The sequence below is a fragment of the Pseudomonas sp. BGA-UO-ETr-WB11 genome (assembly GCF_059567785.1).
Map to the genome: position 1 here is coordinate 1,127,750 of NZ_JCAQOS010000008.1, position 25,860 is coordinate 1,153,609.

Consider the following 25,860-nt stretch of genomic DNA (forward strand, 5'->3'; position numbering starts at 1 on the left):
TGGCCATGGATGCCAGATTCAGGCGTTGCGCTGCAACGCGGCTTGGCTGAAGCGTACGCCGGCCAGACCTTGGGTCTGCAGGGCGCGGATATTGCCGTGATCGCTGCCGTCCGGGGTGGCCAGCACGTCGCGGTAATGTTCGCCGAAGGCCAGCAAGGCCTCTTCAACGCTGAAGCCTTCCAGCAGGGCCAGGCTGAGGGTTTTGCAGGAGCCTTCATTCTGTCCGGCGGCATTTTCGACGCTGCCGTTCGTGAAGCTGCTCGGGCTGTATTGGTAGTGCTCGGCGATAAACGCCAGGGTCTGGCTGAACAGGTGCTGGCCGCTGCGCAGTTGCTGGCGGAAGGTGCTCAGGGCGCTCATGGCTTGTGCACCTTGGCAAAGGTGGCCTGCTGCTCGGCGCTGGCTTCCTTCTGGTATTTGTTCTTCCACTCGCTGTAGGGCATGCCGTAAATCTCTTCGCGAGCCTGTTCAACAGACACGTCGATGCTGAGATCGTCAGCCGCGGCCTTGAACCATTTGGACAGGCAGTTGCGGCAGAAACCGGCCAGGTTCATCAATTCGATATTCTGCACATCCGGGCGCGAACGCAGATGTTGCACCAGTTGGCGAAAGGCGGCGGCGTCGAGTTCCAGGCGTTCTTGCTCGGTCATGGCGGGGCTCTTGATTGGCAGTGGTCGGCAGGCGCGGATGATAGAAGTCTCGCGCGCCGCCGGCAATCGGCCTGTTAGCGGTGGCCGGCGAGGGTGATGGACACCGATTGAGCAAAGCGCAGGGCGTGGGGCTTGTCGACTTCCACTTCGGCGTAGCGCACTGCCGGGTGGGCCATGACCAAGTCCAGCAACTCTTGAGTCAAGCGCTCCAGCAGGGCAAAGCGATTGCCCTCGACGTGCTGGATGATGGCTTTGGTGATGGTGCGGTAGTTAAGGGCATGGTCGATATCATTGCCCTCCACTGCATCGTTGGCCGGGTAGAGAATGGTCAGGTTGATCAGCACGTCCTGCTTGTTGAGGATCTCGTCCTCCTTGATGCCGATAAAGGTGCGTACGCTCAGGTCTTTGACCCGGATACGCGCCATGCCTGGCTCCAGTCTTGGCATGTTCAGTTGCTCCGTCCGATCAGTTGCAGAAATTCCATCCGAGTATTACAGGATTCGCGGAAGGCGCCGAGCATCACCGAAGTGTTCATCGACGAGTTCTGCTTCTCTACCCCGCGCATCATCATGCACATGTGCTGAGCCTCGATGACCACGGCCACGCCGGCGGCATCGGTGACCTGCTGAATGGCCTCGGCAATCTGCCGGGTGAGGTTTTCCTGGATCTGTAGGCGCCGTGCATACATGTCGACGATGCGCGCCACCTTGGATAAACCCAGCACCTTGCCGGTCGGGATGTACGCCACGTGGGCCTTGCCGATAAACGGCAGCAAGTGGTGTTCGCACAGCGAGTACAGCTCAATGTTCTTGACGATCACCATCTCGTCATTGTCAGAGGCGAACAGGGCGCCGTTGACGATTTCATCGAGGTTTTGCTGATAGCCGTGGCAGAGGTACTGCATGGCTTTGGCGGCGCGTTTTGGCGTGTCCAGCAAGCCTTCGCGCTCAGGGTTTTCGCCCAGGCCAAGGAGGATTTCGCGGTAATGGTTGGGCATCAGTAGTGGGTTCATCAGGTTCTCCTCGGCGCGCACCTTACTTGAGGTGTCGACCGCCATTAACGGTCAGGGTGGTGCCGGTTACGTATGGGTTGTCGAGCAGATAGCGCAGGCTCTGGTAGATCACCTCGGCGCCGGGCTCGATACCCAGGGCCGATTTGGCCAGGGCTTTGGCGCGGTACTGCGGTTGATCATCGGGGTTGAACAACACCAGGGCCGGGGCAATGCCATTGACCTTGATGTGCGGGGCGAAACGGGCGGCAAACGACAGGGTCAGGTTATCCAGGCCGGCCTTGCTGGCGCTGTAGGCCAGGTGTTGGCTGCTGCCCTTGCGGGTCACGTCGTCGCTGATATGAATGATGTCGGCTGGCGTCGAGCGCTGTAGCCGTTCTGCGCAGTGCAGATTGATCAGGTAGGGCGCGAGCATGTGCACGTTGAACAGTTGCTGAAACACCGCCGCTTCCTGCCCCGGCGTTTCGCTCAACCATTGCGAGGCGTTGTGGACGATGGCGCGCAGGCTGTCGGTGTGCACATGCAAAGTCTCGATAAACGCCATGATCCCGGCTTCGCTGGCGAAATCGGCATGCAATGTAACTGCACCGCGCTCACGCAGTTGGTCCAGGCCTGGTCGCTCGCTGCGGTAACTGACAATCACCGGATGGCCATCATCGAGCAGGCGCAATGCACAGTGCAGGCCTATGCGTTGGCTGGCTCCAGTAAGCAGAATCGGTGCGGATGACTGGCCCATGGTGGTCCTGTGGTGCGACTTGAATTGGTCGGATGTCTTATGTCCGGTTACGGATAAACCTATACCAAAGCTTGATTTTGTACAACCATGCATGCTGTGTGGGCAAGCCTGTCAGGCCGCCAGTTGTGGCGTAAATACTGGGCTTGTAAGGCTTTTGCTGCTTTTGAAGGTGGTGCTTTATTGTACGATCAATCTGTTTTTGTATAGCTTATGTCTGCTTTTTATCGGCCTTGCATGCGCCGTCCTGGCAGCGGCGGGCGCCTTCTGGGTGGGGCAGCCAGGTCAGGCCTGGACGCAGCCGGCAGAACAGCCGGTACATGCCGTCCAGCGTGGGGCGCAACCAGCGCCAGCCCACAGGCCTGGCCAGCCAGGAGTGGCCGGCGGCAGTCCAGCTCCAGTAGGTGGCATCCAGTCCGGTGACCCAGTGGCCGTCGGCAAAGCGTCCGTGCAGCAGGTTTTGTAGCTGCGTCAGGCTGCAGCCGAGGGCGGCAGGGTCAAAGTCGGCGCTACTGATGTCGGTCAGTTGCAGCCTGGTGGGGTCGGCGTTGCGTTTAAGCCAGGCAATCTCCCGAGCGCACAACGGGCAGTCGCCATCGTGGTAAAGCGTTAATGGCCAGTGGGGTTGCATGATGGCGCTGTCCTTTTTGTATAGGTCTTGTACAATGTATGCGCTTGCTCCCAAGTTGTACAATGCCGGCCACGACCCCTGAGCGATGTCCACCATGACCGAACTTGCTGCTGCTTCAGCCCTTGCCACAGCGGCCCTGACTCAGGAAGAGCTGTTCCCTATCCGTGAAGTGTCACGCCTGACCGGGGTCAATCCAGTCACGCTGCGGGCGTGGGAACGGCGTTATGGGCTGATTCAGCCGACCCGTACCGACAGCGGTCATCGCTTGTATTCGCAGGCCAACATCGATGCGGTGCGCAGCATTCTGTCCTGGCTTGAGCGTGGAGTGGCGGTCAGCAAGGTCAGCAAGATCCTCCAGCGCAGCGAGACTCAGCGTGCGGTGGCTGAGCCGGCGCCGGCAGATGCGCTGCTGGGTGAGTGGGGCGAGTGGCAGCAGCAGGTTCAGGGGGCGCTGCGCAACTTCGATGAGGGACGCCTGGAGCAGGTGTTCGGTCAGATCTTCTCTAGCTATTCATTGCCTGTGGTGTTTCAAGACATCCTGATGCCGCTGTGGCAGCAATTGCTGCAGCGTCAGCGTGAGTTTGGCCAGACCAGTGAATGGTTGTTCCTTGATAGCTTCCTGCGTGGTCGTGCCTTGCAGCGCCTGCAGTTGGCGCGTTCGGGCAGCAGCGAGCGCGTGCTGCTGGCTGCGTTGCCGGGGCAGTGCCACGAGCTTGAGTTACTGGTGGCTGGCGTTGTCCTGAGTCATGCCGAGGTGACGCTTACGGTGTTGCCGCTCGGCCAGCCGCTGGAGGAGCTGACGCTGGTCTGCGAAAAAATCCAGCCGCAGTTGCTGGTGCTGTTCTCCAATCATCCGCCGGCCGCTGATTTCGCCCGTCAACTGGAGCGCCTGGCCCTCACCGTCGACTGTCCTCTGGCCTTGGCCGGCGAAGCCGCCGATCTGGCCAGCGAGCAACTGGCCGGCTCGCCTATCGCCTGCCTGGGCAATGATGCTCGCAGCCTGTCGCGGCGCCTGCTGCAACTGCTCAATGGGCACATGGACACCTGAGTCCAGCGGCGCCGTTTGGCGCCTCGCCTGCATTTCTGCTTTTACCTCATTTTCTTCTGTCTGCTCGTTTGCCGAGTCCGGCAGGCGTACGCCTGGGTTTTGTTTGGCCTTTGATTTACGGCATTGGTGGGTAGGTTGTGCTGTTCGTGGCAGGAATAAAAACTTGCCAACAGGGTTTTTTACCTATACAAAATCTGTACAAATAAATTTTCTGTACAGCTTCAGGAGTTTCCCATGCCTGCATACCGTGCTCCCCTACGTGACATGCGCTTTGTCTTTGATGAGGTGCTTGATGCCTCCAACGTGCTGCAAGGCTTGCCGGATCAGGGCGAGTTCAGCAGTGATCTGGCTGACGCAATCCTGGAAGAAGCAGCCAAGCTGGCCGAAAACGTTCTCGCTCCGCTGAATGGCCCAGGCGACCAGCAAGGCTGTCAGTACGACCCGCAGACCAAGGCGGTAACCGTGCCTCAGGGCTTCAAGCAGGCGTACAAGCAGTTTGCCGAAGGCGGCTGGACGGCGTTGGCCTGCAGCCCCGAGTTCGGCGGTCAGGGCTTGCCCCATGTGCTGAACATGCTGGTTGAGGAGATGATCTGCTCGGCCAACCTGTCCTTGGGCATGTATCCGGGCCTCACCCATGGCGCCATCAATGCATTGACCGAGCACGGCAGCCGCGAGTTGCAGGACCAGTACCTGGCGAAGCTGATCAGCGGCGAGTGGACCGGCACCATGTGCCTGACCGAGCCCCAGTGCGGCACCGACCTGGGTCTGATTCGCACCCGCGCCGTGCCTCAGGCTGACGGCAGCTATGCCGTGACCGGTACCAAGATCTGGATCACCGGCGGCGAGCACGACATGGTCGATAACATCCTCCATCTGGTGCTGGCCAAACTGCCCGATGCGCCCGATAGCGTGAAGGGTATCTCCCTGTTTCTGGTGCCCAAATTCCTGGCCGATGGCAGCCGCAACCCGGCGTTCTGCGGTGGGCTGGAACACAAGATGGGCATCAAGGGGTCTGCCACCTGTGTGATGAACTTTGAAGGCGCCCAGGGCTGGTTGATCGGTGAGGCCAACAAGGGCCTGAAGTGCATGTTCACCATGATGAACTCGGCGCGCCTGATGGTCGGTATGCAGGGCTTGGGGATTGCTGAGAGCGCTTACCAGATCAGCCTGGGGTTTGCTAAGGAGCGCCTGCAAAGCCGCTCCCTGCTGGGCCCGAAGTCGCCGGAAAAACCCGCCGACTCGATCCTTGTACACCCCGATGTGCGGCGCAACCTGTTGCGCCAAAAAGTGATGATCGAAGGCTGCCGTGCGCTGGCCTACTTCACTGGTCTGCACCTAGATGTGGCGCACAGCCACCCGGATGCTCAAGTGCGTGAGCAGGCCGATGACTTGGTGCAATTGCTCACCCCGGTGGTCAAGTCGTTCCTGACCGATGAAGGCTTCAACTGCGCCAACGATGGTTTGCAGGTGCTCGGTGGCTCTGGTTACACCCAGGACTGGGGCATCGAGCAACTGGTGCGCGATGCGCGCATTACGCGGATTTATGAAGGCACCAACGGTATTCAAGGGCTGGATCTGGTGGGGCGCAAGCTGGCCCTGGGTGGTGGCCGTGCGGTGCGCAGTTACTTCGCCCTGCTCAATGGCTGGTTGCAGGCCAATCCCCAGGCGCCCCATGCGGCCGCTGTGGGTAAAGCGCTGCAGCAACTGCAGAAAGCCACGCTGTGGATTGCCAGCGAAGGCATGAAGGACGCCGAGCAAGCCGGTGCAGCTGCCACGCCGTATCTGCGCCTGTTCGCCCTGACCAGCCTGGCCTGGTTCTGGTCGCGGATGGCTCAGGTGGCTACCGAACAACTGGCGGCGGGTAGCAGCGAAACCGCTTTCTATGGCGCCAAGTTGAAATCGGCGGACTTCTATGTCGCCCGTGTGCTGACTGAAACCGATGGTCTGCTGGCGGAAGTGTTGGCCGGCAAGGCCAGCCTGATGGCCTTCAGCGACGATGAATTCGCGGCCTGATAAACCCTCTTAACTGCTGCGCAATCCGCTAGCTTCCACACCTTTGGCTAGCGGATTTTTTTTGCCTGTTTCACGCGCGCTGTTGCTGCAGTTGCGGATGTTGCAGGCGGTGCTGCTGGAAGATGAAGTGGCGCAGGCGTTCGCTTTGCTTGCTGGGCAGCATGTCCAAGCGGAAGGCAGTCAACTGATTGGCGGTGCGACGTACTCGGCTGCCATGCAGGGCGATTGGTTCCTGTTCGGGCAACGGTAACCACAAGTCGAAGTCTGCTGGTGCGGACGTTTCGCTGGACTCAACCAACACACCGGCCGGCGATATTTCGTGAATGCGCAGGTCGCTGGCCTGGCCATTTGCGTGCAGCAAGGGCATGGGTTGCGCCAAGGTCAGGCGCCAGGGACGTTGTACTTCACCCTGCTGATAAATGCCTGGCGCGCCGAGTTCCAGGTGCAGCGCATGGAAGTCGTCTTCGACCAGTTGCAGGGGAAAGCGCAGGCACTGGTCGCCAAACTGGGCTTCCAGGTGCAGTTCGGCATTGCGGCCAAGCCCGGCCAGGATGCCATTGGCCGCTGAGCCGCCATCTACCCGAAACGTTTGCACCGGGAGGATGTTGCTGGTTAGTGAATAGCCAAGAATTTGCTGGATATAGTCCAGTTCATCACGGCTGAGCAGGGGTTTCTTCGACATTGCAGGGGCCTGGCACACGTTGCATTAAAGAGTGATATGCAACTATCAGACCTATCACCGGGCCTTAGGTTCAGCCTTTCAGGCTGGCCAGCTCGGCACGCAGGCTGGCGACTTCCTGTTCCAGTTCACTGACGCGCTGGTTCGCTTCGACCTGGGCGGTGGCATCTTTCTGGATGCCAATGTAATAGGTCAGCTGGTCGGCTTCGTTGAAGACCGGGGTGATCGACAGCTCGTTCCAGAACAGGCTGCCGTCCTTGCGGTAGTTGCGGATGATCTGCCTGCACGGACGGTTGTGGATCACTGCGTCGCGAATGGCATCGAGGCCCTCTTGCTGGCGGTCGCCGGCCTGCAGGAAGCGGCAATCCTGATAGAGGATGTCTTGCGCCTGGTAGCCGGTCAGGCGCTCGAATGCCGGGTTGGCATAGATGAGGATGTTGTCCTCACCTTCTTGCTCGGCCACAACGATGCCGTCATTCGAGGCGTTGATCACCATTTGCAGCAGTTTGGCGTTGATCATGGAAGTATCCGCAATGCAGGTTGGAGGCATTCTAAAACATCGGGAGGGGCTGTCTACTTGCGGCATAATACCCGAGGATTTCCGTATGTTTCAGGAGCATTGATGAAAGTTGCGATTCTTTCCGGGTCGGTCTACGGCACCGCCGAAGAAGTGGCCCACCACGCCCAGCAATTGTTGGTGGCGGCAGGTCTTGAGGCTTGGCACCAGCCGCGGGCGCAGCTGGCCGACGTGCAGGCCTTTGCCCCCGAGGCGTTTCTGGTGGTGACCTCGACCACTGGCATGGGTGAGTTGCCCGACAACCTGCAGCCGCTGTATTACGCCATCCGCGATCATCTGCCGGCCTGGCATGGTTTGCCGGGTGCGGTGCTGGCCCTGGGTGACTCCAGCTATGGCGACACCTTTTGCGGCGGCGGTGAAATGGTTCGTGAGTTGTACGCCGAGCTGGGTATTCGCGAGGTGCTGCCGATGCTGCGCCTGGATGCCAGCGAAACCGCCAGCCCGGAAGCTGATGCCGAGCCTTGGCTGGCCGAGCTGATTCAGGCGCTGCAGGGCTGATGCACCCGCGCGCCGTCGAGCTGATCGACCTGCTGCAACTGCAGGCCCACCCCGAGGGCGGCTATTACCGTCGCCTGTACGAGTCGAGCGAGTGCCTGCCGAGTGGGCGCTTGCTGGCGTCGGCGATCGTCTTTCTGTTACCGGCCGGGCAGGTTAGCCGCTGGCACCGGGTGGATGCCGACGAGCTCTGGCATTTCTATGAAGGTGCGCCGCTGGAACTGCTGATTGCCGACAGCCCGGCGGCTATCGAGCCGCAACTGCTTGGCCCGGTGGCGGCGCAGGTGCTGCCGCAACGGCTGGTGCGCGCCCAGGCCTGGCAGGCCGCGCGGTCCCAGGGCAATTTCAGCCTGGTGGGTTGTAGCCTGGCGCCGGGCTTCGAGTTTGCCGGCTTTGCCTTGCTGGCGGATGAGCCTCAGGTGCTGCGCGACTGGCCGTTGCTCGCCGGCCAGTACCCCGAGTTGGTGTGACTCGCTGGGTCAGTCCGCTGGCTGCCAAGGCGACTAGCTGCGGCAGATTCTCTCGCTAGACTCCTTGCACGTCCTGCTTGCAGGCTCCCACAACCCGCGAGGTGATCCGCATGAATGCTCCAGCCGCCACTGTCAGCGTCAAAACCCAAGTCAGCGCCGCCGAATGGCAGGCCCGTGTCGACCTGGCCGCCTGTTATCGGCTGATCGCCCTGCATGGCTGGGATGATCTGATCTTCACCCATATTTCCGCCAAGGTGCCGGGCACTGATGACTTCCTGATCAACCCTTACGGCCTGATGTTTCATGAAATCACCGCTTCCAGCCTGATCAAGGTCGACCTGGCCGGCACCAAGCAGATGGACAGCCCGTTCGAGATCAATCCGGCTGGCTACACCATCCACAGCGCCGTGCATGAAGTGCGTCACGACGTGAACTGCGTGCTGCACACCCACACCGCCGCCGGTGTGGCGGTGGCCGCGCAGAAAGCCGGCATCCTGCCGCTGTCACAGCAGTCGCTGTTTGTGTTGGCCAGCCTGTCCCATCACGACTACGAAGGGGTAGCGCTGAACCACGAAGAGAAAGCCCGTCTGCAGGCCGATCTGGGCAATACCAATTTCATGCTGCTGCGTAACCACGGTTTGATGACCTGCGCCGGCAGCATCGCCGATGCCTTCCTGATGATGTTTATCTTCCAGCGCACCTGTGAAATCCAGGTCATGGCGCAAAGCGGTGGCGGCGAGCTGGTGCAGATTCCACAAACCATTCTCGATGGTGCGCGGGCGATGATCAGTGGCGTAATGCGCAGCCCGGTGGGCATGGGCGGGGCGCTGCCGTGGCCAGCACTGCTGCGCAAACTCGATCAGCAGAATCCAGGCTACGACAGCTGATGCCGTTGCCCGGCATTGCCCTGGCGGATTGGCGCGGTCAGGGCCGCAATTTTGTCTTCAATGGCCACACGATTCGCTACTGGACGGCCGGGCGGGGCGCGCCGCTGCTGCTGATCCATGGCTTCCCGACCGCCGCCTGGGACTGGCACTACCTGTGGGCGCCGTTGGCCGAGCGTTATCAGGTGATTGCCTGCGACATGCTCGGGTTTGGCGACTCGGCCAAACCGTGCGGACATGCCTACAGCCTGCTCGAACAAGCAGACCTGCAGCAGGCGCTGCTCGCCCATCTGGCCATCAGCGCGCCCTTGCATGTGCTGGCCCATGACTACGGCGACAGCGTCGCCCAGGAGCTGCTGGCGCGGCATTATCAGCAGCGACTGCGCCTGGCCAGTTGTGTGTTTCTCAACGGTGGACTGTTCCCAGAAACCCACCACCCGGTGCTGGTGCAAAAGTTGTTGCTCAGCCCCTTGGGTGGCCTGTTTGGGCGTCTGTTCAATCGCCGCACCCTGGCCGCCAACTTCGCCAAGGTGTTCGGCCCGCAGACCCAACCCAGCAGCGCCGAGCTGGACGACTTCTGGCAACTGATTGCGACCAATAACGGCCCGGCCGTTATGCACCGGCTGATTCGCTATATGCCGGAGCGACGCGTGCAGCGTGAGCGCTGGCTGACGGCGATGCAGCGGGGCGAGGTGCCGCTGCGCTTGATCGATGGCGGCGTCGATCCGATTTCCGGCGCCCATATGCTGGCTCGCTACCGTGAACTGGTGCCGAATCCCGACTGCGTGTTGTTGGAGAATATCGGCCACTACCCGCAGACCGAGGCGCCCGACGCCGTGTTGCGGCATTACTTGGAATTTCGTGCGGGGTTATAGATGCAACGACGCAGCTTTCTCAAACTCACCGGTCTGACAGGCGTTGCGGCCCTCGGCGCCGGGTATTGGGCCTTGCCCAGCGGCCCGGTCCCGGCGGCGCTGAGCATCGAGGCGGCGCAGGCGTTGCTGCTGCAACTGAGCCAGCAAGCGCTCGTAAGCCATGCCGGTTGGAGCCCGGCTGAGGTGTTCAACCATTGTGCGCAGAGCATCGACTTCTCCCTGGACGGCTACCCGCAGCTGAAGCCAGCCTGGTTTCGCCACTCCGTCGGCCCGGCAGCTTTTGCCGTGTTTGCCGCCCGTGGTGCCATGCGTCATCCGCTGACCGAGGCCATTCCCGGCGCGCCGGCGATTGCTGAACCGGCCGATCCGGCCTTGGCGTTGCAGCGTCTGCAGGCGGCCTTCGCCCGCTTTGCCAACCACAACGGTGCCCTGCAACCGCACTTTGCCTACGGCGCCCTGAGCCACGACGAATACGCCCAGGCCCATGTGCTGCACCTCTACAACCACCTGAGTCGGTTGGGCCCTGCAACGTAACTGCAGATTTATCCGGCTGCCTTATTGGCCAGTATTCAGCGCCGGCCACGGTTGTTGTGGTGACGGCGCCAGTGGCCGACACTCAGGCTTCAACCTTCCTGTCTGGAGCCTGATGCATGAGCAATCCCATTCGCTTTGACGACCAAGTCGTGATTGTCACCGGTGCCGGTGGTGGCTTGGGTCGTGCCCATGCCCTGCTGTTCGCCAAACATGGCGCTAAAGTGGTGGTCAACGACCTGGGCGGCAGCACTCACGGCGAAGGCGCCAATGCCTCGGCCGCCGACAAGGTGGTGGAGGAAATTCGTGCGGCCGGCGGTACTGCGGTGGCCAACCATGACTCGGTGACCGACGGCGACAAGATCGTGCAGAACGCCCTAGACAGCTTCGGCCGTGTCGATGTGGTGGTGAACAACGCCGGCATCCTGCGCGACAAGACCTTCCACAAGATGGAAGACGCTGACTGGGAGCTGGTCTACAAGGTCCATGTCGAGGGCGCCTACAAGGTTACCCGTGCCGCCTGGCCACACCTGCGCGAGCAAAATTTTGGCCGGGTGATCTTCACCGCCTCTACCTCGGGCATCTACGGCAACTTCGGTCAGAGCAACTACGGCATGGCCAAGCTCGGCCTTTATGGCCTGACGCGCACCCTGGCCATCGAAGGGCGCAAGAACAACATCCTGGTCAACGCCATTGCCCCTACCGGTGCCACGCGCATGACCGAAGGCCTGATCCCGCCGCAGGTGTTCGAGCAGCTCAAGCCCGAGCTGATCAGCCCGCTGGTGGTGTACCTGGGCAGCGCCGGCTGTGAGGAAACCTCTGGGCTGTTCGAAGTCGGTGGCGGCTGGATCGGTAAGGTGCGCTGGGAGCGTAGCCTGGGTGCCGGTTTCGACCCCAAGGCCGGTTTCGATGCCGAAGATGTGGCGGCTCACTGGCAGCAGATCTGCGACTTCGAGGGCGCGGCCCATCCGAAGGACAACATCGAAGCGATGAAGGAAATGATGGCCAACCTGCAGAAGTATGCGGGCTGATTTTCCTTCGCAGATAACGAAAAGGCCGGCGCATTGCCGGCCTTTTCGTTTCTGCATCAATGCAGCGCGGGCCCCTGCTGCAACTGGCGTAGGCGCTGACTAAGGTGCAGGTTTTGCAGGGCATCGTCACTCAGCAGTAAGGCCTGCTGCAGATCGAAGCGGGCACCCTGGGGACAGTCCAGATAATCGTAGATCTCGCCACGGGCCAGGTGGTCTTCGGCCTGGGGCGGTCCCAGTTGCAGCACCCGTTCGGCATCTTTGAGGGCGGCCAGGTAATCCTCGGCGTGCAGGTGCAACTGGCGCAGGGTGCGCGCCAGGCATTGCAGGAGGGTGGTGGCGTCGCAGGGCTGCAGGTGCTCGGCGCGCAGCTCGCCGGGCTGGCCATTGCGCAGCAGCAGTTCGCGACAGTCACGCGGGTACAGGCGGCGGCCGCTGCCGGGGTCCAGCAGGTGATCGGCGCCGGGCACCCGCAGGAGAAAATGGCCGGGGAAGTTGACTCCGGTAAGCGGGATGTCCAGGCGTCTAGCCAACTCCAGCGCAATCACCGCCAAGGCCAGGGGCTGGCCCTGGCGCCGCTGCAAGACCTGCTGCAGCAGGACACTGTCCGGGCGTGGCAGCAACTCCAGCTCGGCGTGAAAACCCAGTGCCAGCAGGCGGCGCACCAGAGGCTGGGCCAGTTCGTTGGCCGGCAGGCAGGGCAGGCCGGCGCTGACCTGCTGCTGCAGGTCATTGAAGCGCTGCAGCACCTCGGCGGGTTGCAGCTGTGGATCATGCTCGGCGCCCATCCACAACGCCGCCTCCAGCAGTGCCGGTGTGTCGTGGTTCAGGCAGTTCAGACAGGCTTGGCGTGGGCTCATGCTGGTCTCCGCAGGCTTATTAGCTTTTAGTCGTTGACCTAACCTTCGTCCAGTTCCGCAGCAGGGTTGCGGGTGACAGCGTGGCGCCAGTTTTATTGCGCGCCTGGAGGGCTCCTTTGATGAATCTACCGTTTCGCCGTTGTGTACTGGTCGTGGGGCTGTGCGCGGGCTTGTTGCAGGTGCCTGTGCAGGCTGCTGAAACCGCGGGTTTGCTGGCTAATCTGAATGCCCAGCGTTTGGGTGCTTATCAGCTGCAGACGCTGTTTCACCTGCTCAGTATTGAGGAGGGCGCCAGCACGGCGGCCCAGCAGCTCAATACGGCGGCCAGCAGCTTTGCCCTGCAGGTTGAACAGATGGATGAGTTGAGTGCCGGCCTTGGGTTGGACGCCGAAGTGGCAGGCGTGCAGGCTGAAGCGCGGCGCCTGCGTGAGTTGGCCGAATCCAACGAGATCATCAGCCAGGGCTACGTCGACCTGCATACCCAGAACGATCTATCGATCAGTGCCAGTGCGCTGACGGCTGGCTATATCAAGTTGCTCGACCAATTGGCGCGCCAGGGGCAGCCCAGCGACCCGTTGCAAGAGCAGGCGATCCTGATGCAGCGAATTGCCGCCGGTTACGTGCGCGAGTCAGCCAGCCTGGATGGTGGCTCGGCGATCTATGACAGCGCCCAAGAACTTGAGCAGAGCGTGGATCTGCTGGCGGCGCAGTTCCGTCAGCAATTGCAGGCGCTCGATCAGCGCTTTGTCGGTCAGCCGCTGATCAATGCGCGTCTCAAACAGGTGACTACCACCTGGAATTACATCGAGAAATCCTTGTTGAACTACAAGGAGAAATCAGTGCCCTTCGTCGTGGTGCGTTACAGCGACAAGATCGTCGCCGGCCTCACGGCAGGCGAGCGGGTCGAGGCCGCGCGCTAATAGCTGACCCTTCGGTCATGGCGCCTCGCGGGTGACGGGGCGCCGCCTATACTCCCTGTAACTACCGCAGGGGGCTGCATTATGTTCGGCATCATGGAGGCAACCCGTCTCGAGTCGCTGCACGTCACCCAGGACCCGGCCACGGGTCTGCAGGCCATCATTGCCATGCATTCAACCCGGCTCGGTCCGGCCTTGGGTGGCTGCCGTTACCTCACCTACAGCGATACCCACAGTGCCGTGGCCGATGCTGCGCGCCTGGCCCAGAGCATGAGTTACAAGGCGGCGCTGGCCGGCTTGCCCTTTGGCGGTGGCAAGGCGGTGATCCTGCGCCCGGCCCATGTGCCCAATCGCGGCGCCTTGTTCGAAGCCTTTGGGCGTTTTATCGAAACCCTCAATGGTCGCTATATCACGGCGGTGGACAGCGGCACCAAGTCCGAGGACATGGACTGCATCGCCCAGTACACCCAGCACGTCACCAGTACCCGCACGGCCGGCGACCCTTCGCCGCACACCGCCATGGGCGTGTTTGCCGGCATTCGCGCCAGCGCTATGGCGCGCTTGGGCAGCGATGACTTGCAGGGCTTGCGCATCGCCGTGCAGGGCCTCGGGCAAGTGGGTTATGCCCTGGCCGAGCAATTGGCGGCGGCCGGTGCCGAGCTGCTGGTCAGCGACCTGGACCCCGGCCGGGTAGTGCTGGCGGTTGAGCAGTTGGGCGCGCAAGCGGTCCGCCATGAGGAGTTGGCCGCCACGCCCTGCGACATTTTCGTCCCCTGTGGTCTGGGGGGCGTGCTCGATCAGGCTACCGTCGCCCATCTGCATTGTGCGGTGGTGGCCGGTGCGGCCAACAATCAACTGGCCAGCCCCGAGGTGGCCGAGTTATTGGAGGCTCGCGGCATTCTTTATGCGCCCGATTACGTGATCAATTCCGGCGGCCTGATCTACGTCGCCTTGCAGCACCAAGGCGCCGAGTTGCCGGCGATTACCGCCCATCTCTCGCGCATCGGTCAGCGCCTGACCGCTATCTACGCACAGGCCCAGGCGCAAAATCGCTCGCCGGCGCGAGTGGCCGCCCAGCAGGCCGAGGCTTTGCTTTACCCCCGCTAAATGGTTACCGCCATCAAGTGGGCCCAGTCCCGCCGCCACAAGCGGCGGGGTAACACCTGCGCGCTTATCCAGCGTGATGAGGAACGCCGCAATGCCCAATAAGATCGACCTGCCGTACACCCGTTACCTTGATCCTGCCGGTCAACCCATCCAGCCATTGCCCGCCTGGGCCGGCGACTTTGCTCTGCTCACCCAGCTCTACCGCCAGATGCAACTGACCCGCCTGTTTGACCTCAAGACCGTGGCCTTGCAGCGCACCGGGCGCATTGGCACCTACGCGCCGTGCCTGGGTCAGGAGGCCATCGGCGTCGCCCTCGGCAGCCTGATGCAGCCCGAGGATGTGCTGGTGCCCTATTACCGCGACACCGGCCTGCAACTGCTGCGCGGCGTGCGCATGGAGGAAATTCTCCTGTACTGGGGCGGCGATGAACGCGGCAGCGCCTATGCCGATCCGGCCGCCGCCGAAGACTTCCCCTTGTGCGTGCCGATTGCCACCCAGGCCCTGCATGCCTGTGGTGTTGCCAGCGCGTTCAAGATCCGCGGCCAGCATCGGGTGGCCGTCACCACCTGCGGCGATGGCGCCACCAGCAAGGGAGATTTTCTCGAAGCCCTGAATGTCGCTGGCGCCTGGCAGTTGCCGGTGGTGTTTGTGGTCAACAACAACCAGTGGGCCATCTCCGTGCCTCGGCGTATCCAGTGTGGCGCGCCGACCCTGGCGCAGAAGGCCATCGGTGCCGGTTTTGCTGGCGAGCAAGTCGATGGCAACGATGTCGTGGCGGTCTATGAGCGCTTTGCCCTGGCCCTGGAGCGTGCCCGGCATGGCAAGGGCCCGGTGTTGCTGGAGTGCCTGAGTTATCGCCTGGGCGATCACACCACTGCCGACGATGCCACCCGTTACCGGCCTGCCGAAGAGGTCAAACAGGCCTGGCAGGAAGAACCAATCAAACGCCTGCAGGCCTATCTGGTGGCCCAGGGGCAGTGGGACGAAACGCGCGAACAAGCCCTGATTGCCGACTGCCAGGCGCAGTTGCAGGCTGCGGTGCTGGCCTATGAAGCGATCGGCCAGCAGCCGGCCGAGTCGGCCATGGACTATGTCTACGCCCAGTGGCCCGCCGCCTTGGCCGATCAGCGCGAGCTGTTGCAGGCCCGTGCCGCCCGCCAGTTGAACGGAGGCCGCCAGCATGACTGAGCAGAAAAAAATCACCCTGCTGGAAGCGGTCAACCTGGCCCTGCACCGGGCCATGGTCGAGGACGACAACGTGGTCATGCTCGGCGAGGACATCGGCGTCAACGGCGGGGTATTCCGCGCCACCCAGGGCCTGCGCGAGCGCTTTGGTTTCAAGCGTGTTCTGGATACGCCACTGGCCGAGGCAATGATCGCCGGCGTCTCGGTGGGCATGGCGGCTCAAGGCCTGAAGCCGGTAATGGAAATCCAGTTCCTCGGCTTTATCTATGCCGCCATGGAACACCTGGTGTCCCACGCCAGCCGCCTGCGCAACCGCACCCGTGGGCGCCTCAGTTGTCCGCTGGTGGTGCGCAGCCCGATGGGCGCCGGCATCCGCGCGCCGGAGCATCACAGTGAAAGCACCGAAGCGCTGTTTGCCCATATTCCTGGGCTGCGGGTGCTGGTGCCCTCATCACCGGCCCGTGCCTACGGCCTGCTGCTGGCGGCGATTGATGACCCGGACCCGGTGATCTTTCTCGAACCCACGCGTTTGTACCGGATGAACCCACAAGTGGTGGTCGATGATGGCCGGCGCTTGCCGCTGGACAGCTGCTTCACCCTGCGTGAAGGCCAGGACATCACCCTGATTAGCTGGGGCGGCAGTGTGCATGAAACTCTGCAGGCCGCCGCCCAGCTTGAGCAACGCGGGGTGTCGGTGGAGGTGATCGATGTGGCCTGCCTCAAACCGCTCGACCTCGACACCCTGGAAGCCTCGGTGCGCAAAACCGGCCGGGCGGTGATCATCCATGAGGCACCGCGCTCCTGCGGTGTCGGTGCGGAGATTGCCGCCAGCCTCTATGAGCGCGCCTTGCTCGATTTGCAGGCGCCGATCTTGCGGGTGACCGCCCCGGATATTCCGCCGCCGCTGTACCGCCTGGAGCAGCTGTATATCCCGGCCGTCGAGGACATCCTGGCGGCCTGCGACAGCACCCTGAACTACGCCTGAGGAGGGCTTGCGATGAAGTACTTCAAATTGCCCGACCTGGGCGAAGGCCTGCAGGAAGCCGAGATTGTCGAGTGGCACGTCAAGGCCGGCGACACGGTCAAGGCTGACCAACTGCTGGTCTCTGTAGAGACCGCCAAAGCCATCGTCGATATCCCTGCGCCCTATGATGGCGTGGTGGCGCAAACCTTTGGTACGGACGGCAGCCTGCTGCATGTCGGCGAGCCTTTGTTGGCCTACGAAGGTGAAGAAACTGGCACGGTGGTCGGGCGTCTGGAAAGTGGCAACGACAGCCAGGAAGACCAGTTCTGCATCGGTGCGGCGCCGTCTACCCGTGCCCATCTGGGCCCGCGGGCGACGCCGGCAGTGCGGCAGATGGCGCGGCAACTGGGGGTTGAACTGGCGGGCCTGCACGGCTCAGGTGCGGCGGGGCAACTGACCGCCGCCGATATCGAGGCCGCCGCCCGCCAGGCCGAAGACAAGTTCGGCGGCGAGAAGCTGCGCGGTGTGCGCCGCAGCATGGCGATCAATATGGCCCGCTCCCATGCCGAAGTGGTGCCGGTGACCCTGTATGGCGATGTCGATCTGCACCGCTGGGGCAGCGCCCGCGATCCGCTGCTGCGCCTGGGCAAAGCCATCGCCGTTGCCTGTAAGGCCGAGCCGCTGCTGAATGCCTGGTTCGACAGCAAGAGCCAGTCGCTCAAACTGCACAGCCATCTGGACCTGGGCATAGCCGTGGACACCCCGGACGGGCTGTTCGTGCCCGTGCTGCGCAATGTTGGCGAGCGCAGCACCGAACAGCTCAAGGAGGGTATGGCGCGGCTGCGAGCGGATGTGAAAGCGCGCTCTATCCCGCCCCAGGAAATGATGGGAGCGACCATTACCCTGTCGAACTTCGGTACGTTGTTTGGCCGTTATGCCAACCCCATCGTCATGCCGCCGCAAGTGGCGATTATCGGCTCCGGCGGCATTCGCGACGAGGTGGTGGCCTGGCAGGGGCAGGCGGTGATTCACCCGATACTGCCGCTGTCCCTGACCTTCGACCACCGCGTCGCCACCGGCGGAGAGGCCGCGCGCTTTATGCTGGCGCTGGTGCAGGCTTTGGAGCAGCCGGAGGGCTGATCGAAAGGGTTTTGTCCCTGTGTGCTGCGGCGCGCCGTGCAGCACTGTAGGAGCGGCTTCAGCCGCGATGCTTTCAAGGCAAACGGCATCGCGGACAAATCCGCTCCTACAAAAGCCCAGTCCTGTCTTCAACGCATCAGGTGAACATCACCATGAAAAAAGCCCCGCCTGCATGCGCAGCCGGGGCTTTGGGGGGGGGGGCTTGAACCGAGTATTTAGCTGGCGGCTTCGGCGGGGCTGATCAGCTCATTGAGGGCGTCGGCCTGGCTCTTGAAGGCGCGGGCAAAGACCTCGCGGTGTCTGGCCATGTAGATTCCCACTTCCTCGCCCTGTTGCTCATTCAGCGATGGCACGGCTTTGTGCAGCACCTCGGTGAGCAACTCGGCCAGTTCCAGCATCTTGTCATGACGATCAGCTTCGGCTTTATCCATGAACAAACGCTCCAGATCTCGGCTGCTGCGGTATACCACTTCGACGGCCATTCAGCACCTCACATGCCCATATGCGAATGTGGTCGCTAGACCACTGTTTATGCGTACAGTCTAAAGGCCTTTGCGTGCGCTTGGAAAGCGCCGCAGGGCAGTTATTTTCTGGGTTTGTTTGGTCGGACCGTTTTAACCCGCAGGTTCCTTGGCGATTGGCTGCTCGCGCAACCTTGGGCGCTGACGTCGCGAGACCAGCAACACGCCCGCCAGGACCAAGCCTGCACCCAGCAGTTGGGCGATGGAAACCGGTTCGGTCAGCAGCAGCCAGGCGAAGAAGATCGTCAGCATCGGCCCCAGTGTGCCAATCAGCACGGTGCGTGCTGCACCGATGCGCTGCACGGCGGCCGACTGCCAGAACACCGGCAACACCGTCGAGAACAGCGCCATCGCGGCGGCATAGGCATAGACCTCAAGGGGTTGCGCTAGCGCGGCAAACGGCTGTGTGAGGACGAAGTGCAGCTGGGTGGCGAAGGTGGAGACGATGATGGCCAGGGCGGCAAAGCGCAGGGTGCCCAGGCGCCGAATGGCGACTTCGGCCCCGGCGCTATACAGGGCGTAGGACAGCGCCGAGCCGAAGATAAAGGCTCCGCCGAGCAGCACCGCGTGCATGTCGTCCGTCACCTGCAGGTCGTGGGCAAACGCCAGGCCGATACCGGCGTAGGACAGAGCCAGCGCCGCCACCTGGCGTTTCTCCAGAGCCTTACCCATAAACAGCACGCCGATCAACACGGTCAGGGTCGGGTAGATAAATAGAATCAAGCGCTCGAGTGCCGCCGAGATGTACTGCAGGCCAATGAAGTCGAGGATGCTGGCGCCGTAATAACCCAGCACGCCCAGGGCCAGCAGCAAGCCCCTGTCGTTGCGGCTGAGCGGGGGCGCGGCGCGGCACAGCCACAGACTGGCCCACAGGGCGATGGGCAAGGCAAAGGTCATGCGCAGGGTCAGCAGGGTGACGGCATCCACGGCTGCGGCGGCGTAGGCCAACTTGACGAAGATCGCCTTGAAGGAAAAGCCCAGCGCGGCCAGCACCGCCAGTGCGATACCCAGGCGCTCGGTGGACCAGTGGTTCCAGGGCATGGCGGATTACATCCTGATGAGTTGTCTTGAAACGAATGATGCTGGAGCATGAACCGCTCTAAAATTGGCTTTTTGGCAACACACCGTTCGGGAATAACCAATGCTATGCAGTATGACCTGATCGATCTGCGCCTGTTCGTGGCCATTGCCGAGGCGCGCAATTTGACCCGTGGCGCTGCTCGCCTGTCTGGTGGGTGAGGGCTAATACGGTTGTCCATTCAGGCGATGGCAGGCCCTAGCCGAGATTCAGCGCAGCCACCTTGTTTGAAGCGGCGCTGGCCAGCAGGCGGATGGCGATAAATTTTGAGGTGGGCGTGTAACTGCCCTCGCCAACACTGCCCAGCGGCACCAGCGGGTTGGTTTCCGGGTAATAGGCCGCCGCCTGGCCCGCTGGGGTGTCATAGGCGAGCAGGGTAAAGCCGCACACCTTGCGCTCGATGCCGTCGTCCCACAGCGACAGCAGATCGACCTGTTGGCCAGGGGTAAAGCCCAGGCGGCTGATGTCGTGCGGGTTGACGAACACTACCTTGCGCATGCCGTGTACGCCGCGATAGCGATCATCCAGGCCATAAATCGAAGTGTTGTACTGATCATGGGCGCGCAGGGTCTGCAGGATCAGGTGCGGCGGGTCTTCCTGGCTGCGCACCTGCTCGGCCAGCAATGCTTCCGGCAGCGCATGGGCGGCAAATTGCGCCGCGCCCGAGGGGGTATTCCAGCGCCGTGTCGCCGCGGCATTGCCGAGGTAGAAGCCGCCGGGCTGGGCCATTTTGACGTTGAAATCGGCAAAACCCGGAATGGTCGCGGCAATCAGTTTGCGTATCCGCCCGTAATCCTCCACCAGCGTCAGCCAGGCCACGGGTTTGGGCCCTAGGGTGGCGTTGGCGATGCCGGCGATAATCGCCGGCTCCGAGCGCATCGACGTGGACAAGGGTGCCAGTTGGCCCCAGGACCCATGCACCATGCTGAAGGTGTCTTCCACGGTGACCGCCTGCGGGCCGCTTGCTTGCAGGTCGATGTCCGTGCGCCCCAGGCACGGCAGGATCAGCGCCTGGCGACCGTGCATCAGGTGGCTGCGGTTGAGCTTGGTACTGATCTGCACGGTCAGTGCGCATTGCTGCAAGGCCGCGTGGCTCTGCGGGCTGTCCGGCGTGGCCTGGGCGAAGTTGCCGCCCAGGCCGATAAACACCTTGCTGCGGCCAGCGAGCATGGCATTGATGGCTTGCACTGCGTTGTGGCCCGGTGCACGGGGCACCTTGAACTGAAAATGCTGCTCCAGGGCATCGAGAAACGCGGCCGGCGGGTGTTCGTTGATGCCCATGGTGCGGTCGCCCTGGACATTGCTGTGGCCACGCACCGGGCACAGGCCGGCACCGGCCTTGCCGACGTTGCCGCGCAGGAGCATGAGGTTGGCGATTTCCTGGATGGTCGCCACCGAATGCCGATGCTGGGTGATGCCCATGGCCCAGCAGGCGATAACGCGCTCGGCCTGGGCGTAGAGCTGCGCCGCATGCTCGATCTCGCCGCGGTTCAGGCCGGACTGTTGTTCGATGGCGGCCCACTCGGTGTGCTCGACCACCTGCACCCAGTCCGCCAGGCCCTGGGTGTGCTGGGCAATGAAGGTATGGTCAAACACGCTGCCCGGTTGCGCGCGCTCCCAGGCCAGCAGGCATTTGGCCATGCCGCGCACTGCGGCCATGTCGCCGCCCAGGTTGGGGCGAAAGTAGGCGCTGCTGGTCGGGTGGTCGCCATTGGCGAGCATTTCCAGAGCGTGCTGCGGGTGCTGAAAACGTTCCAGGCCCCGTTCTTTCAGGGGGTTGAAGCAGACCACGCGGGCGCCGCGTTCGACCGCTTCGCGCAGCGGTTCAAGCATGCGCGGATGGTTGGTGCCGGGGTTTTGGCCAAACACGAAGATGGCATCGGCGTGGGCGAAATCGGCGAAGGTCACCGTGCCCTTGCCCACCCCGATGCTCTTGCCGAGGGCCACGCCGCTGGCTTCGTGGCACAGGTTGGAACAATCGGGAAAGTTGTTGGTGCCGTAGCTGCGCACAAACAACTGATAAAGAAATGCGGCCTCGTTGCTGGCCCGGCCGGAGGTGTAGAACTCGGCCTGGTCGGGGCTGTCCAGGCTGCGTAGCACCTCGCCAATCAGGGCGAAGGCGGCGTCCCAGCTGATCGGCAGATAGCGGTCGGTGGCCGCGTCATAGGTCATGGGCTCGGTCAGGCGGCCCTGCTGTTCCAGCCAGTAATCAGTTTGTTCGCGCAGCTGGGCCACGCTGTGGCGGGCAAAGAACGCCGCGCCGACGCCACGCTTGGTCGCCTCCCAATTGACCGCCTTGGCGCCGTTTTCGCAGAACTTGACCACGCCGCTGTCGGGCGACTCGCCCCAGGCGCAACCGGGGCAGTCGAAGCCGCCATTCTGGTTGGTCTTGAGCAGGGCGCGCAGGTTCTTGAACGGCTGCTTGCTGGCCAGCCAGTGCTGGGTGACGCTGCGCAGGGCACCCCAGCCGGCGGCGGCGCCGGTATAGGGTTGGTAGCGGGGCTTGTTGCTCATGGCTGGCAGGCCTCGGCGGGCGCCGGGCTGTAGACCCGTGGCGCGCTGTGGTGCGGTAGATGAATAAGGTTGAGCCCATGGCGCCGCGCCCAGTCGACGGTCAGGGCGGTCGGGGCGGAAAGGCTGACCAGGGTGGTCAGTCCGGCCCGTACCGCCTTGTGCAAAAGCTCCAGGCTGCAACGGCTGGTGACCACGGCAAAGCCGCTGGCACAGTCGAGCTTGTCCCGCTTGAGTGCGCCGATCAGCTTGTCCAGGGCGTTGTGGCGGCCGATATCTTCGCGGCACAGCGCCAGGCCGCCGCGCGCATCGACAAACAACGCGGCATGCAACGCGCCGCTGCTGCGCGCTTGATACTGGGCGGCCTCGATGCGCGCGCGCAGCCCATGCAGGTGCTCGGCCGCTGGCAGCGGCTGCGCGCTCAGGTGCGGTAATTGGGGCAAGGCTTGCTCCAGCGCGGCCACGCCACACAGGCCGCAGCCGCTGGCGCCGGCCAACTGACGGCGCTGCTGCTTGAGGTTCCAGAACGCCCGGCTGCTGATCTGGATGTCGGCCTGCAGGGCCTCGCCGGCCCCACTCAGGTGCAGGTCATAAATCTCGTCGATGGCTTCGACCGCGCCACAGCTCAGGCTGAAACCGAGGACAAAGTCCTCCAGGTCGTTGGGTGAAACCATCATCACCGCGTGGTTGAGGCCATTGAAACTCAGCGCCAGGGCGCATTCGCTGGCCAGCGCGGTTTGCGCCTGCGCGAGCGTGGCGGTGAGTTCAAGGTACTGGTAAAGGTTGGCCTCGGGCGTGACCGATCCGGCGGGGGCTGATGGCTGAGGAGCGTTAACCGACATGAGCAGGCCTTCCAGGATGGACTGGATGCCAGCCTAAGGCAGCGGAGCGGCGGCGTCTAATCGCGATGTCGATAGCGCAAGCGTCGGCCAAGGTCGGGCGGAGGCCGTGTCGGCGCTGCACCGCTGTTAGCCTGTACTCGTTGGCATCGCAGTCAGGATTGCTCCGAGTATTTCAGCACAGAGGCTCAAAGCGTTGCAGTGGGAATAGCGTCGGTATTAGTGATCACTTGGCGCTGCGGCATGTAGTCCAGCAGCAGATCCGTTTCCTTTTTGACCACGGCATAGCACTCACAACTCAGGGTCTCAAGCTGCGGTCGGTCCAGCACCTTGATAAGTCCGCGCGAATAGGAGATTACCCCCAGTTTCTGCAGAGTTGAGGCTGCCTGGGTGACGCTTTCGCGACGCACGCCAAGCATGTTGCTGATGAACTCCTGTGTCATGGTCAAGTGGTTGTTGGACAGGCGGTCCATGGACAGCAGCAACCAGCGGCACAGCTGCTGATCAATCGAATGGTGGCGGTTGCACACGGCGGTCTGCGAGACCTGCGTGATCAGGGCCTGGGTGTAGGACAGCATCAGCAAGAGCAATTGGCCGTGGCGGTTGAACTCATCCTTGACCCTTTTCCTCGGCAGTCGGTAGGCGTAACCGGCGCTCTGCACCAACGACCGGCTGGGTGTGCACTCGCCTCCCAGAAACAGGGTGATGCCCAGCAAACCTTCGTTGCCGACCACGGAAATCGCGGTCGATGCGCCGTTTTCCATCACATACTGCAGCGAAACGATGGAGTCGGTTGGGAAGTACACGTGCCGCATGGGGCGTCGGGATTCATACAAGACTGCGCGCAACGGCAGCGGCACCAACTCCAGGTGTGGGAACAAACGGCTTTGCACCTCGGGCGACAAGGCGGCCAGAAGGTGATTCTGCTGGGGTTCGGGCTTGGCGGTCATTTCGCTGCTCTTGAAATGGGGGGCTAGGAGATTGCGCGCGCAAACCTGTAACCCTACGTGCTGACCCTCGCGGGTTCTGTACGGTAGCCAACAGACAGCGTTCGACGTGCTTGGAGGGTAGGTTGCCCATATCGAGAATGAGCAGGAAGGTACGGTTACGGACAGATCATGGGCGGAAAGCCCGGTTCTACCTAAGCTTTTCGGCGCCGAGGAAAACCGCGGACAAAAAAAGACCCGGGTGTGAGCCGGGTCAAAAACCGTGTTTAGCCTGATGAGGAGATAACCTGAAGAATCTGACCTGAGCCTTCAGCTTACCGGCTGACCTCGCGATCAACTGAGTTAATAATAACAATTATCATTCGTAAGTCAACGGTGTTTTTCTTGTGTTTGGCACAAACAAAAAACCCGGCCGATGCCGGGCTCCTGTTGTTGTCAGCGCTTTAGGCTTCGGGTAGGCGCAGCTGGGTGACTTCCTTGTTCAGCAGGTCGATGCGCCTTGCCATGCTCTCGATCAGGCTATGGGCAATGCGCGGGTTGCTCTGCATCAGGCTGAGGAACTGTTCCTTGGGGATGACCATGACAGTGCAAGGTTCGCTGGCTAGAACGGTAGCGCTGCGTTTCTCGCGGGTGAACACGGCCATGGCACCGAAGATTTCATCTTTCTGCACGTCGCCAACCTTGTGGCCGTCGACATAGGCTTCGGCGTGGCCTTCGATAATCACGAAGACGTGCTCGGCTTCATCGCCCTGATGGATCAGTTCTTCGCCGGCGGCAAAATGCTGGAAGCCAGTAGCGGGGCGGATTTCCGGTTGTTTCAAACGAGCCAGTGCGTCAGACAGCAAGGCGGTATGGCCGATCAGGTACTGAATAAACAGTTCCTGGCGCTGCTCGTTGCCGTAGATGTGCTGAAACACCGCCGAGCGCGAATAGGGAATCAGGCTCAAAGGTTCTTCGCTGGTGTAACGGCAGCTGGGCAGCTCAATACCCTGGCGCAAGCCGACCAGATCGCCTTCCTGCAGATAGAACAACGGGCGGCCGTCAATCACCGCATGCAGCAAACCATTTTCGATTACGAAGAGCTGATTGCCCGGTAGCAGTTGGGTCAAATCATCGACACGCTCGAAGGTAACGGTGGCGCCTTCAGGTTCAAGGCCTTCGAGAAGCTGGGTCGGGATGCTTTGCAGTCGGTTGATCAGCTGGTCGGCGTAGGCCGGTTGCTCCCCGAGTAGGTACATGCGAGAAATTCCTTGAACTGGCTGGGCTAACTAAATGCACGAGCGTTCCTGAAACAATAGGTCGCGGCGCACATTTCGACAATCACTGCGGACAGAGGTTGTGAGCTAGCTCTTGTTGTGCGTGGCCATTGCTTCCAGTTGGCCGTTCAACTCGGCTTTGTGGGCGGGTGGTAACTGGTTCCAGTTGACATCCAAAAGCGCGCCTTCGATGGCATACAAAAGCACCTTGGAAGCGCGAAACCCGCGCGCCTTAACAGCTCGGTAGGCGTCCACCGCACCCAATCGGCGCAGGTCGTTGGCATTGTGAATGCCTGATGCATGGAGCCACTGGGCCGAAGTTTTGCCGAGGTTTTTCAAGTGTTGCAGTTCGTCGTTCATCCAGCCTCCGTGCAATGAAAAAGTATCTGCATGCTCAACGGGGTGCTGCGCCCAAGTGTAGCGTTCAGTGGAGAATTCGCGACTGCAACGGGTTGTCCTTGGGTGTTGACCTTGTGCCTATTTATTAGAGTCGTCGGTTACTTGGTGCGGTAGCGCAAACGGGTGCCGAAGTTCATCGACATGAGGATCTCGTCAGCGCTCAACTCTTCCGGAAAGTAGGCCCCGGAGATCTGCGCGTGAGCCAGGCTGGCACCGCGCATGCAGGTTTCGCGCAAGTCCAGACCGCGCAGGTCCGCACCGCGGAAATAGGCGTCGGTAAACAGGACTCGACTGACGTCCAGGTTGCGTAGGTCTAAACCGCGAAAGTCACCGTTGCACAGGTCGATCAGGCCTTCTTTGGCCTTTTGCGCGTTGAAGCCTTTGATGTCTTCACTACGGATGAGGCGATACAGCGGGTTATCAAGCTGGCGCGGCTGGCTCATGGTGTTTTCTTCCTCTCGGGGATTCTCCCTCAGTATAGAGAAACTCACGAGGCATGCCCGTGAGTGTCA

The 25,860-nt window shown here is 62.1% G+C and carries 30 protein-coding genes; 13 read left to right on the forward strand and 17 right to left on the reverse strand.

Annotation, left to right across the window (positions count from 1 at the left end):
- Nucleotides 1-18 precede the first annotated feature (18 nt).
- From AC56DI_RS18830 to AC56DI_RS18855, 6 genes are all read right to left on the reverse strand, one after another.
- Nucleotides 19-360, reverse strand: a complete 342-nt coding sequence (locus tag AC56DI_RS18830; protein ID WP_496347487.1) for a HopJ type III effector protein — start codon at nucleotides 358-360, stop codon at nucleotides 19-21.
- Nucleotides 357-650 carry a DUF1244 domain-containing protein gene (locus tag AC56DI_RS18835; RefSeq protein ID WP_496347488.1) on the reverse strand — a complete coding sequence of 98 codons (294 nt, stop codon included), beginning with the start codon at nucleotides 648-650 and terminating at the stop codon, nucleotides 357-359. The genes AC56DI_RS18830 and AC56DI_RS18835 overlap by 4 nt, the downstream gene beginning before the upstream one ends.
- A gap of 74 nt (nucleotides 651-724) precedes the next feature.
- The gene (gene folX, locus AC56DI_RS18840) at nucleotides 725-1,096 is read right to left on the reverse strand and encodes a dihydroneopterin triphosphate 2'-epimerase (RefSeq protein WP_496347489.1); all 372 of its coding nucleotides are present in this window, start codon (nucleotides 1,094-1,096) and stop codon (nucleotides 725-727) included.
- A 2-nt stretch (nucleotides 1,097-1,098) separates the two neighbouring features.
- Nucleotides 1,099-1,662, reverse strand: a complete 564-nt coding sequence (folE, locus tag AC56DI_RS18845) for a GTP cyclohydrolase I FolE (RefSeq protein WP_496347490.1) — start codon at nucleotides 1,660-1,662, stop codon at nucleotides 1,099-1,101.
- A 22-nt stretch (nucleotides 1,663-1,684) separates the two neighbouring features.
- Nucleotides 1,685-2,395 carry a dihydromonapterin reductase gene (folM, locus tag AC56DI_RS18850; RefSeq protein ID WP_496347491.1) on the reverse strand — a complete coding sequence of 237 codons (711 nt, stop codon included), beginning with the start codon at nucleotides 2,393-2,395 and terminating at the stop codon, nucleotides 1,685-1,687.
- A 208-nt stretch (nucleotides 2,396-2,603) separates the two neighbouring features.
- On the reverse strand, nucleotides 2,604-3,023 hold the full coding sequence (locus AC56DI_RS18855; RefSeq protein WP_496347492.1) for a thiol-disulfide oxidoreductase DCC family protein: 420 nt from the start codon (nucleotides 3,021-3,023) through the stop codon (nucleotides 2,604-2,606).
- A 94-nt stretch (nucleotides 3,024-3,117) separates the two neighbouring features.
- Here AC56DI_RS18855 and AC56DI_RS18860 point away from each other — a divergent pair, with 94 nt between their 5' ends.
- Together AC56DI_RS18860 and AC56DI_RS18865 are read left to right on the forward strand one after the other, a co-directional pair.
- Nucleotides 3,118-4,071, forward strand: coding sequence for a MerR family transcriptional regulator (locus AC56DI_RS18860; RefSeq protein ID WP_496347493.1), 954 nt, complete (start codon nucleotides 3,118-3,120; stop codon nucleotides 4,069-4,071).
- Between the two features lie 234 nt (nucleotides 4,072-4,305).
- Nucleotides 4,306-6,084 carry an acyl-CoA dehydrogenase C-terminal domain-containing protein gene (locus AC56DI_RS18865; RefSeq protein WP_422587317.1) on the forward strand — a complete coding sequence of 593 codons (1,779 nt, stop codon included), beginning with the start codon at nucleotides 4,306-4,308 and terminating at the stop codon, nucleotides 6,082-6,084.
- Nucleotides 6,085-6,154: 70 nt separating this feature from the next.
- Here the strand turns inward: AC56DI_RS18865 and AC56DI_RS18870 are convergent, their stop codons facing one another.
- Nucleotides 6,155-6,766, reverse strand: coding sequence for a hypothetical protein (locus AC56DI_RS18870; RefSeq protein WP_496347494.1), 612 nt, complete (start codon nucleotides 6,764-6,766; stop codon nucleotides 6,155-6,157).
- A 70-nt stretch (nucleotides 6,767-6,836) separates the two neighbouring features.
- Nucleotides 6,837-7,283: a PAS domain-containing protein gene (locus tag AC56DI_RS18875; protein ID WP_496347495.1), complete on the reverse strand. Its 447-nt coding sequence runs from the start codon at nucleotides 7,281-7,283 to the stop codon at nucleotides 6,837-6,839.
- A 102-nt stretch (nucleotides 7,284-7,385) separates the two neighbouring features.
- Here AC56DI_RS18875 and AC56DI_RS18880 point away from each other — a divergent pair, with 102 nt between their 5' ends.
- The 6 genes from AC56DI_RS18880 to AC56DI_RS18905 all read left to right on the forward strand — a co-directional run bounded on the left by AC56DI_RS18880 (nucleotide 7,386) and on the right by AC56DI_RS18905 (nucleotide 11,626).
- Nucleotides 7,386-7,838, forward strand: a complete 453-nt coding sequence (locus AC56DI_RS18880) for a flavodoxin (protein WP_496347496.1) — start codon at nucleotides 7,386-7,388, stop codon at nucleotides 7,836-7,838.
- Nucleotides 7,838-8,305: a cupin domain-containing protein gene (locus AC56DI_RS18885; protein WP_496347497.1), complete on the forward strand. Its 468-nt coding sequence runs from the start codon at nucleotides 7,838-7,840 to the stop codon at nucleotides 8,303-8,305. The genes AC56DI_RS18880 and AC56DI_RS18885 overlap by 1 nt, the downstream gene beginning before the upstream one ends.
- A 110-nt stretch (nucleotides 8,306-8,415) precedes the next feature.
- Nucleotides 8,416-9,192, forward strand: a complete 777-nt coding sequence (locus AC56DI_RS18890) for a class II aldolase/adducin family protein (RefSeq protein WP_324521055.1) — start codon at nucleotides 8,416-8,418, stop codon at nucleotides 9,190-9,192.
- Complete coding sequence (locus tag AC56DI_RS18895) at nucleotides 9,192-10,064, forward strand: alpha/beta fold hydrolase (protein ID WP_496347498.1); 873 nt, start codon at nucleotides 9,192-9,194, stop codon at nucleotides 10,062-10,064. Before AC56DI_RS18890 ends, AC56DI_RS18895 begins: the two co-directional genes overlap by 1 nt.
- Nucleotides 10,065-10,598 (forward strand): DUF1569 domain-containing protein, encoded by a 534-nt coding sequence (locus tag AC56DI_RS18900; protein WP_496347499.1) that lies wholly within the window; start codon nucleotides 10,065-10,067, stop codon nucleotides 10,596-10,598. It abuts the gene before it with no gap.
- A gap of 116 nt (nucleotides 10,599-10,714) precedes the next feature.
- Entirely contained in the window at nucleotides 10,715-11,626 is a 912-nt protein-coding gene (locus AC56DI_RS18905; protein WP_496347500.1) for an SDR family oxidoreductase, read from the forward strand.
- Nucleotides 11,627-11,682: 56 nt separating this feature from the next.
- Here AC56DI_RS18905 and AC56DI_RS18910 read toward each other — a convergent pair whose 3' ends face one another.
- Nucleotides 11,683-12,483, reverse strand: coding sequence for a SirB1 family protein (locus AC56DI_RS18910; RefSeq protein WP_496347501.1), 801 nt, complete (start codon nucleotides 12,481-12,483; stop codon nucleotides 11,683-11,685).
- A 119-nt stretch (nucleotides 12,484-12,602) separates the two neighbouring features.
- Here AC56DI_RS18910 and AC56DI_RS18915 point away from each other — a divergent pair, with 119 nt between their 5' ends.
- From AC56DI_RS18915 to AC56DI_RS18935, 5 genes are all read left to right on the forward strand, one after another.
- Nucleotides 12,603-13,403, forward strand: a complete 801-nt coding sequence (locus AC56DI_RS18915; protein ID WP_496347502.1) for a hypothetical protein — start codon at nucleotides 12,603-12,605, stop codon at nucleotides 13,401-13,403.
- An 81-nt stretch (nucleotides 13,404-13,484) separates the two neighbouring features.
- On the forward strand, nucleotides 13,485-14,507 hold the full coding sequence (locus tag AC56DI_RS18920; protein ID WP_496347503.1) for a Leu/Phe/Val dehydrogenase: 1,023 nt from the start codon (nucleotides 13,485-13,487) through the stop codon (nucleotides 14,505-14,507).
- A gap of 91 nt (nucleotides 14,508-14,598) precedes the next feature.
- The gene (pdhA, locus tag AC56DI_RS18925; protein ID WP_496347504.1) at nucleotides 14,599-15,696 is read left to right on the forward strand and encodes a pyruvate dehydrogenase (acetyl-transferring) E1 component subunit alpha; all 1,098 of its coding nucleotides are present in this window, start codon (nucleotides 14,599-14,601) and stop codon (nucleotides 15,694-15,696) included.
- The gene (locus AC56DI_RS18930) at nucleotides 15,689-16,678 is read left to right on the forward strand and encodes an alpha-ketoacid dehydrogenase subunit beta (RefSeq protein WP_496347505.1); all 990 of its coding nucleotides are present in this window, start codon (nucleotides 15,689-15,691) and stop codon (nucleotides 16,676-16,678) included. Before pdhA ends, AC56DI_RS18930 begins: the two co-directional genes overlap by 8 nt.
- Before the next feature lie 12 nt (nucleotides 16,679-16,690).
- Nucleotides 16,691-17,797 (forward strand): dihydrolipoamide acetyltransferase family protein, encoded by a 1,107-nt coding sequence (locus tag AC56DI_RS18935; RefSeq protein WP_496347506.1) that lies wholly within the window; start codon nucleotides 16,691-16,693, stop codon nucleotides 17,795-17,797.
- 215 nt (nucleotides 17,798-18,012) lie between these two features.
- On the opposite strand, the gene AC56DI_RS18940 is transcribed toward AC56DI_RS18935, so the two are convergent.
- The 8 genes from AC56DI_RS18940 to AC56DI_RS18975 form a co-directional block, all read right to left on the reverse strand.
- Nucleotides 18,013-18,279, reverse strand: coding sequence for a YebG family protein (locus AC56DI_RS18940; RefSeq protein ID WP_496347507.1), 267 nt, complete (start codon nucleotides 18,277-18,279; stop codon nucleotides 18,013-18,015).
- Nucleotides 18,280-18,411: 132 nt separating this feature from the next.
- The gene (locus AC56DI_RS18945; RefSeq protein WP_496347508.1) at nucleotides 18,412-19,359 is read right to left on the reverse strand and encodes a DMT family transporter; all 948 of its coding nucleotides are present in this window, start codon (nucleotides 19,357-19,359) and stop codon (nucleotides 18,412-18,414) included.
- A 235-nt stretch (nucleotides 19,360-19,594) separates the two neighbouring features.
- The gene (locus AC56DI_RS18950) at nucleotides 19,595-21,910 is read right to left on the reverse strand and encodes an FdhF/YdeP family oxidoreductase (protein ID WP_496347509.1); all 2,316 of its coding nucleotides are present in this window, start codon (nucleotides 21,908-21,910) and stop codon (nucleotides 19,595-19,597) included.
- Nucleotides 21,907-22,749: a formate dehydrogenase accessory sulfurtransferase FdhD gene (gene fdhD / locus AC56DI_RS18955; RefSeq protein ID WP_496347510.1), complete on the reverse strand. Its 843-nt coding sequence runs from the start codon at nucleotides 22,747-22,749 to the stop codon at nucleotides 21,907-21,909. The genes AC56DI_RS18950 and fdhD overlap by 4 nt, the downstream gene beginning before the upstream one ends.
- 185 nt (nucleotides 22,750-22,934) lie before the next feature.
- Nucleotides 22,935-23,696, reverse strand: a complete 762-nt coding sequence (locus tag AC56DI_RS18960; RefSeq protein ID WP_496347511.1) for a Crp/Fnr family transcriptional regulator — start codon at nucleotides 23,694-23,696, stop codon at nucleotides 22,935-22,937.
- Nucleotides 23,697-24,136: 440 nt separating this feature from the next.
- Complete coding sequence (locus tag AC56DI_RS18965; protein WP_496347512.1) at nucleotides 24,137-24,931, reverse strand: Crp/Fnr family transcriptional regulator; 795 nt, start codon at nucleotides 24,929-24,931, stop codon at nucleotides 24,137-24,139.
- 105 nt (nucleotides 24,932-25,036) lie between these two features.
- On the reverse strand, nucleotides 25,037-25,309 hold the full coding sequence (locus AC56DI_RS18970) for a TfoX/Sxy family protein (RefSeq protein WP_496347513.1): 273 nt from the start codon (nucleotides 25,307-25,309) through the stop codon (nucleotides 25,037-25,039).
- Between the two features lie 137 nt (nucleotides 25,310-25,446).
- A complete protein-coding gene (locus AC56DI_RS18975) occupies nucleotides 25,447-25,791 on the reverse strand; it encodes a pentapeptide repeat-containing protein (RefSeq protein ID WP_496347514.1) in 345 nt (114 codons plus the stop codon).
- Nucleotides 25,792-25,860 lie beyond the last annotated feature (69 nt).